Below are 7748 nucleotides of genomic sequence, written 5' to 3'. Positions count from 1 at the left end.
TGAACCGTAACCAATGATGGTCACGTTCTTGTTCTTGATCAGGGACAGGTCTGCGTCTTTGTCGTAAAAAACTTTCATGATTTTTCCTATTAACTAATTTTTAAAATATTAAATGCTGAATTAAATACAGAGAGAGCTACGCAACAATCGGCGTCGATCAGACTTTGAGGATCCGTTCGCCGCGGCCGATACCGGAGCCGCCGGTACGAACAGTCTCAAGAATTGCCGCACGGTCGATCGAGTCGATAAACGCGTCCAGCTTGCCCTTGTTGCCTGTCAATTCGATGGTGTAGGTCTTTTCGGTGACATCAATGATGCGACCGCGGAAGATATCCGCAGTACGCTTCATTTCTTCACGCTCTTTGCCTACGGCACGTACCTTGATCAACATGAGTTCGCGCTCGATATGCGCGCCTTCTGTCAGATCCACGACCTTCACCACCTCGATCAGGCGATTCAGGTGTTTAGTGATTTGTTCAATCACGTCGTCAGAGCCGCTGGTCACGATGGTCATCCGTGACAAGGTGGCGTCTTCGGTAGGTGCAACAGTCAGAGTCTCGATGTTATAGCCACGTGCGGAGAACAAACCCACAACACGGGACAGAGCGCCGGCTTCGTTTTCCAGCAATACAGAAACAATATGGCGCATGATTACAGATCCTCCGAACCCAAGAGCATTTCAGTCAAACCCTTACCAGCCTTGACCATTGGCCAGACGTTTTCGGTTTGATCCGTAATGAAGTTCATGAAGACCAGCTTGTCTTTCATGCCGAACGCTTCTTTAAGCGCACCGTCCACATCGCCCGGTTTTTCGATCTTCATCCCAACGTGGCCATACGATTCGGCCAACTTGGTGAAGTCGGGCAAGGAATCCATGTACGACTCGGAGTAGCGCGAACCGTAATCGATTTGCTGCCACTGGCGAACCATACCGAGGAAACGGTTGTTCAACAGAATGATCTTTGGCGTCAGATGATATTGCTTGCAGGTCGCCAGTTCCTGGATACACATCTGGATCGATGCCTCACCAGTGATGCAAGCAACAGTTGCGTCCGGATTGGCTTTTTGCACGCCCATTGCGTACGGCAAGCCGACGCCCATGGTGCCAAGACCGCCGGAATTGATCCAGCGGCGCGGCTTGTCGAAACCATAATATTGCGCAGCCCACATCTGATGCTGGCCCACATCCGACGTGATGAAAGCGTCACCCTTGGTGATTTCCCACACGTTCTGAATCACGGCCTGCGGCTTGATGAACTCGTCCGAGGTTGCGAACTTCAGGCAGTCGCGCTCGCGCCACTTGTTGATCTGCTTCCACCAGTTGGCGACGGCAGGTGCGTTTGGCTTGGTTTCGGAAGCGTCCAACTGCGACAGCAACTCTTGCAGCACGTCTTTGACGTTGCCAACGATAGGAATGTCGACCTTGACGCGCTTGGAAATCGAAGACGGGTCGATATCGATGTGAATGATCTTGCGGGCATTCGACGCAAAGTGCTTCGGGTTGCCGATCACGCGGTCGTCGAAGCGCGCACCGATGGCGATCATCACATCGCTGTGCTGCATCGCCATGTTGGCTTCATACGTACCGTGCATGCCCGGCATGCCAACGAACTTGTCGCTGGTCGAGCGATAAGCGCCTAGGCCCATCAGCGTGTTCGTGCAAGGAAAACCGAGACGATCCACCAGCTTGTTGAGCTCGGGAGCGGCATTCGCGAGAATCACGCCGCCACCGGTGTAGATCATCGGACGTTCAGCCGTCAGCAACAGCTGCAACGCTTTGCGGATCTGCCCCGAATGGCCTTTATCTACCGGCTTGTACGAACGCATCTCGACAGTTTTTGGATACTCGTAAGCACAGGTGTGCATCGAGATATCTTTCGGAATATCGACCAGCACCGGACCTGGACGGCCCGTTGTGGCGATATAGAATGCTTTTTTCATCGTCGCGGCGAGGTCTTTCACATCCTTCACGAGGAAGTTGTGTTTGACGCAAGGACGCGTGATGCCAACGGTGTCGCACTCCTGGAATGCATCCTGACCGATAGCGGTCGAAGGCACCTGGCCGGAAATCACGATCATCGGGATCGAATCCATGTACGCAGTCGCCAGACCGGTCACCGCATTAGTGACGCCGGGACCGGAGGTCACGATACAGACGCCGACTTTTTCGGAGCTGCGCGAATAGGCATCCGCTGCGTGCACCGCAGCCTGCTCGTGGCGTACCAGAATATGTTGGAATTTATCTTGCTTGAAGATAGCGTCGTAAATATAAAGCACGGCGCCACCGGGATAGCCGAAGACGTGCTCAACGCCCTCTTCAGCCAGGCAACGGACGAGTATCTCCGCGCCGGTGAGGTTTTCTGCACTCATTACTACTTCCTTTCAAGGTCCATTGGAGATTGATCGGATGTTCTCTCCTGACGAAATCGTACTGATCGACCTGCTTCCTCCGGCATCCCTTCTTTGTGCGGTCACGTCATTTCTGCGCCCCAACCGTAGTGAGGTTCAAAATGGCGCTTAGCGCGACTCGTTCAGCCTTGGTGCAAGTACACCGTTACGAATTTCTCGCGCTTGTGGCGCGGGTTAGAACAAACAGCTTTTTAAATAAAGCGCGTCTTTGACAATCGCTACATTATGCGTAGCCACGGTAAAGACCATAGAACTTCATGTTGATGAAGCGGACTGACACGTTAATGCGTCGCATCATTTTGGTCAAGCGAATTTCTTTGAATACATCGGCAAACCGCCCGAAAATTGTGCGTTTCCGATAAACACCACCACAAACAAGGGCTTTTTTGCTAGCATGCGCTCTTGTTACAAATCCGTACATTCCACCAACATGTCGGAAATGCATTCGATTCATCTATTCCCGGCTGCACATCCATAAGCCGCATTGCATGGCAACTGACAAAGAACTCTCCGATTTTCTCGAAAATGTCGAACGCCGCGCCTTCAAACAGGCCGTCTACGCCGTGCGCAAAGATGAAGCCGCACTCGACATCGTTCAGGATGCAATGATCAAGCTGGCCGAGAAATATGGCGACAAGCCGGCCAACGAACTCCCGCTGCTGTTTCAGCGCATCCTGCAAAACACCATTCACGATTTTTTCCGACGGGAAAAAGTCCGAACCACCTGGGTCAGCCTCTTTTCCAGCATCGGCCGCGATACGGAAAATCAGGAAGACTTTGACTTGCTGGAAAGCTATGAAGCGGAAGATGGCACGGAAGCCGCAGAGTCGAGCGCAGATAAAGTCGAACGCGAGCAAACACTCGCCCTAATTGACGCCGAGGTACAAAAACTCCCCACTCGTCAACGCGAAGCTTTCCTCATGCGTTACTGGCAAGACATGGATGTCGCAGAAACAGCTGCCGCGATGGGATGTTCCGAAGGTAGCGTCAAAACCCACTGTTCTCGCGCCACACACGCTCTGGCTCAAGCACTCAGGGCTAAAGGAATCACTTTATGAACAACAAAGAACTACAATTTGCTTATCGGGTAAAGCGAGCTCTGGATGCAAATCTGGAACACTTGCCCGAATCGACCACACAAAGCCTGGCTGAAGCGCGCCGGGTCGCGATTGCCCGCAAGAAAAAAGCCGCTCCGGTCCGTGCCGTCGTGCCGCAATTTGCCTTGGCAGGCGCAATGGGTGGCAGCTTCCGCGAGCCACAATCGTTCGCGTGGCTTGGACGCCTGGGCGTCGCCATCCCATTGCTGGCGGGCGTCATGCTGTTTGCCGGCTTGTATGAGCACGAACATCAGCAACGCATTAGCGAACTGGCGGAAATCGACGCGGGCGTCTTGTCGGACGAGTTGCCGCTGTCGGCTTACCTTGATCATGGCTTCAACGCCTATCTGGCACAGCAAGGCGAATAATTGATGGTGCGTATCCGGACTTCAATGAGCAACGCAACACGCAAGATCCTGAACCTTCCTGTTGCGATTGTCGCCGTGCTTGCCTGTTTGGCTGGTGCTACCGCTCTTGCACAAGCACCCGCTCCGGTATTGGCTCCCGCACCTGCAGCTACGACTACACCATCCACACAGCAACCTACTCCATCGAAGGTAGCAAGAAAACCTGATTCCAAACCGACTTGGGCGGAACTCAATCCAGCGCAACAGCATGCGCTCGCCCCTTTGGCCGGCGAATGGAACAAAATGCCTTTGAACAGGAAGGAAAAATGGCTGGTCATTGGCAATAAATTCGCCTCCATGAATCCCGCTGAGCAAGAGCGTCTGCAAGAGCGCATGCGCGACTGGGTCAAACTGACGCCTGTACAGCGACGTTCCGTGCGTGAAAGCTATACCCGCGCCAAGAAGCTGGATGCCGACAAGAAATCGGCTCAGTGGAAGGAATATCAGCAATTATCGGAAGAACAGAAGAAAAAACTGTCTCAGGCCAAACTGCCAAAGCATGTTGCTGCGTTGCCCGCAACGCAAAGCAAGGCCGCACCGACGATCCAGCTGCCGCAAGAAGCACTCGAACAATCTCGGGCACCGCAGCCTGCTGCCGTCGCCACTCCGGCAGTTCCAGCGCCAATCGCCGTCGAAGCAAAGTAATCCACGCCAGCCCGAACGAAGTAGTTCGAGCCAAAACGTAGAATGTAAAATGCCATGTCCGCGCGAGAACGCCGACATGGCATTTTTTCATGGCGAACACAAATGACGCCGCGTATGATGATCCCCTTTATGCCCTATCCCGCCGGGCACACCGGCGGCTCAACAGCAGGCCAGATTCACCATCAAGAGAAGAGACAGACTTGAGCGCCACATTGCACAGCACCGCGAATCAGACACCTCAGACATTGCCTACACCCTCACTCCGACGCCGCCTGTGCAGCATGCTGTATGAATCCATGCTGCTGTTTGGCGTGCTGTTCATTTCAGCCTGGCTGTTCTCCACCCTGCTTCAGCAACGTCACGCCTTGTATCTGCGTCATGCACTGGAGAGCTGGCTATTCATCGTTCTGGGACTGTATTTCATCTGGTTCTGGACTCATGGCGGCCAAACGCTGGCAATGAAAACCTGGCGTATTCGCGTAGTCGGCAATGACGGCCTGCCCGTCAGCACACTGCGCGCACTTGCGCGCTTCCTGCTGAGCTGGCTGTGGTTCATTCCGGGCCTCGCGCTGGCCTGGGCTTTGGGAGCGCAAAATTGGATGCTGATATGGGTTCCTGTCGCCAACATCATCGTGTGGGCCGGCTTGATCTATCTCGATCCGCAACGCCAGTTCGCCCATGACAGAATCGCTGGCACACGCATCATCGATCTGAATCCTCGCAAAAAGAAACAATAAAGACACGCTGAAACAAAACGGTCACGCAATCCTGTTACGCTAGCCGTTTTGTCCATCTTCACGAGGCCGCCGCTGCATGATCGCCCGCATCGCCAGAACCTTGCTGCTCACCCAATTTGGCGTTGCCATTTTGTTCTACATCCTGCTCGTCAAGCTGCACGTCACCAACGTCCCTCTTGCGATCATTCTCAGCCTTGCCCTGGTTGCCTTGTTTCGCGCGTCCATTACGGCCAACAGCTTCTTCCTGACGTGGCCTTATCGTGCCAAATCCGCCCATACGCCCGAGCTGACCTGGCCGGGCATTTTCAGATTATTCGCAGGTGAGTATTGCGCCACCATGGTGTGTTCGTCCTGGGGTATGCCTTTTCAGCGTTTCGATAAACGCATCTTTACCGATACAACCTCCCTGCCGGTTTTACTGATTCACGGGTATGGCTGCAATAGCGGCTACTGGCACTGGATGAGCAAGGCTCTCTGCGAAGCCCACATCACTCACTATGCCGTCGACATGGAACCGGTATTCGGCAGCATCGACGGCTACGCACCCATTGTGCATGAAGCCGTGCAACGGCTAGTCACCGAAAGCGGGCAGAACAAAATCGTCATCGTCGCCCACAGCATGGGAGGCCTGGCGGCGCGTGCCTATCTTCGAGACCATGGCCACACCAACATCGCCAAGGTCATTACGCTAGGTACGCCACATCATGGCACCACCATCGCAAACTTCGGCATCGGCATTAATTGTGGCGAAATGAATTGGCTCGGGCGCGCAGAAGAAGGCACCAGCAGCGAATGGCTGCACAAATTGGCCGCTACAGAAAATCCTGAAACGCGCGCGGTCATCCTGTCCATTTATTCTCATCACGACAATATCGTATCGCCGCAAATATCCTCTCATTTGCCGGGAGCGGAAAACATCGCCATCAGCGGTATCGGCCACGTCGCCCTGGCATTGGATCCTACTATCCAGGCACTCGTCATCGAAGAAATCCATAAGGCCGACAAATAAAAAAACCCGCATCGGAAAATGCGGGTTTCTTGAACTGCCTCAGCAAGCTATAGAAGCGTACAGAATGTACTGACGCCTCCACCTACCTTCTTGCAGACTTACTTCTTGGCGTCTTTGGCTGCATCCTGAATCTGTTGACCAGCGGCTTCAATCTTCTCGCCGGCCTTTTGTGTCAGATCCTTCGCCTCGTCTTTGGCATTACTCATTGCCTGATCCAGTTTTTGACCGGCTTCACTTGCCTTGTCCTGCGCCTTGTCGGCAGCTACGGCGGCCTGATCACCGGCGTTCTTTACTGCGCTGTCGATTTGCTTGCCCATCGACTCTGCAGGCCCCGGGGTTTCCTCTTTTTTCTGGCAAGCGGAAACTGCAAGAACCACTACTCCAACTGCCAACGCAGCGCCTATTAATTTAGTGAATTTCATATTTACCCTTTCAAAATCAGAATCGTCCGGAAGACGCGTGAAAAACATGCGTGCGGCACGATAGCACGTTGGCGGATCTTGTCCTTCTCAGACACAACAAAACAGTAAAAATATCCCACTTAAACAGGCAAAGTTCGAAGGTCTTGCCGTTACTCCATCAAGGCCAACTCTTCATCCGTAAAACCTGCCGCCCGACGTGCTTTCATATTGAACGGGCCACGCATCACAGGCGCCTTGAACTCAACAGACAAGTTGGCAAACGTTGCAATGGGGTCAAGATCGCGTTGCTTGCACAGCCACCCATACCAGCGGTTACCGATGGCCACATGACCGATCTCGTCGCGCATGATGATGTCGAGAATCTCCGCGGCAGCCTGATCGCCTGCCTGCGCCAGCTTATTGCGTACCGGTGGCGCAGCATCCAGGCCGCGAGCCTCCATCGTGCGTGGCACCAGTGCAATGCGGGCGAGAATGTCGGAGCGAGTTTTCTCGGCCATATCCCACAAGCTGTTATGCGCCGGGAAATCTCCGTAAGCATACCCAAGCACCTGCAAGTGCGCCGCCAGCAACGAAAAGTGGTACGCCTCTTCGCTCGCCACCAGCAGCCAGTCGACGTAAAACGCCTCGGGCATATCCGGAAAGCGCCAGATCACATCCAAGGCCAGATTGATTGCGTTGAACTCAATATGCGCCAGCGCATGAATCATGGTGGCACGCCCCTCTTCCGTGCGCATGGAACGATGCTTCACCAGCAGTGGAGACACCAGCTCGGGACGTGCGGGCCTGCCGGGGATGGTCGCAGCATCGGATGACAAGGCCGCACTACTGCGCAGTACCAGGCGACCGGCATGCCACTCGCTCGCCAACGCCTGGATACCGGCGACCTTCATGGCGCTCTCGGTCTGGATCAGGCAATCCAGTGCTCCCGCCCGTAATTCCGTTGGATTAAAAGGATTGCTGTAATGCAAATCGGCATTCAAAGGAGAGGTCAAAGGTGAATTCATGCAAGCAGCGGTAAAATG

General features: G+C 54.1%; 9 protein-coding genes. 5 read left to right on the top strand and 4 right to left on the bottom strand.

The window, feature by feature from the left end; all coding sequences use genetic code 11:
- Positions 1–157: 157 nt before the first annotated feature.
- Positions 158–649 (bottom strand): acetolactate synthase small subunit, encoded by a 492-nt coding sequence (ilvN, locus tag PQR63_RS11950; RefSeq protein ID WP_007882202.1) that lies wholly within the window; start codon positions 647–649, stop codon positions 158–160.
- Between the two features lie 2 nt (positions 650–651).
- Positions 652–2370, bottom strand: a complete 1719-nt coding sequence (locus PQR63_RS11945; protein WP_408168081.1) for an acetolactate synthase 3 catalytic subunit — start codon at positions 2368–2370, stop codon at positions 652–654.
- A gap of 527 nt (positions 2371–2897) precedes the next feature.
- On the opposite strand from PQR63_RS11945, the gene PQR63_RS11940 reads away from it, so the two are divergent.
- From PQR63_RS11940 to PQR63_RS11920, 5 genes are all read left to right on the top strand, one after another.
- Positions 2898–3467: an RNA polymerase sigma factor gene (locus tag PQR63_RS11940; RefSeq protein WP_408168079.1), complete on the top strand. Its 570-nt coding sequence runs from the start codon at positions 2898–2900 to the stop codon at positions 3465–3467.
- Complete coding sequence (locus PQR63_RS11935) at positions 3464–3874, top strand: DUF3619 family protein (RefSeq protein WP_408168078.1); 411 nt, start codon at positions 3464–3466, stop codon at positions 3872–3874. The genes PQR63_RS11940 and PQR63_RS11935 overlap by 4 nt, the downstream gene beginning before the upstream one ends.
- 24 nt (positions 3875–3898) lie before the next feature.
- Positions 3899–4558 (top strand): DUF3106 domain-containing protein, encoded by a 660-nt coding sequence (locus PQR63_RS11930; RefSeq protein WP_408168077.1) that lies wholly within the window; start codon positions 3899–3901, stop codon positions 4556–4558.
- Positions 4559–4803: 245 nt separating this feature from the next.
- Positions 4804–5295, top strand: a complete 492-nt coding sequence (locus PQR63_RS11925; RefSeq protein WP_408168099.1) for an RDD family protein — start codon at positions 4804–4806, stop codon at positions 5293–5295.
- 76 nt (positions 5296–5371) lie between these two features.
- The gene (locus PQR63_RS11920; RefSeq protein ID WP_408168076.1) at positions 5372–6304 is read left to right on the top strand and encodes an esterase/lipase family protein; all 933 of its coding nucleotides are present in this window, start codon (positions 5372–5374) and stop codon (positions 6302–6304) included.
- 98 nt (positions 6305–6402) lie between these two features.
- Here PQR63_RS11920 and PQR63_RS11915 read toward each other — a convergent pair whose 3' ends face one another.
- The gene (locus PQR63_RS11915; RefSeq protein ID WP_408168075.1) at positions 6403–6774 is read right to left on the bottom strand and encodes a hypothetical protein; all 372 of its coding nucleotides are present in this window, start codon (positions 6772–6774) and stop codon (positions 6403–6405) included.
- Between the two features lie 101 nt (positions 6775–6875).
- Entirely contained in the window at positions 6876–7730 is an 855-nt protein-coding gene (locus PQR63_RS11910) for a ferritin-like domain-containing protein (RefSeq protein ID WP_408168074.1), read from the bottom strand.
- Positions 7731–7748 lie beyond the last annotated feature (18 nt).

The sequence above is a fragment of the Herbaspirillum rhizosphaerae genome, from assembly GCF_046025915.1.
GTDB lineage: Bacteria > Pseudomonadota > Gammaproteobacteria > Burkholderiales > Burkholderiaceae_D > Herbaspirillum > Herbaspirillum rhizosphaerae_A.
This window is presented reverse-complemented; position numbering and strand designations above follow the sequence as displayed.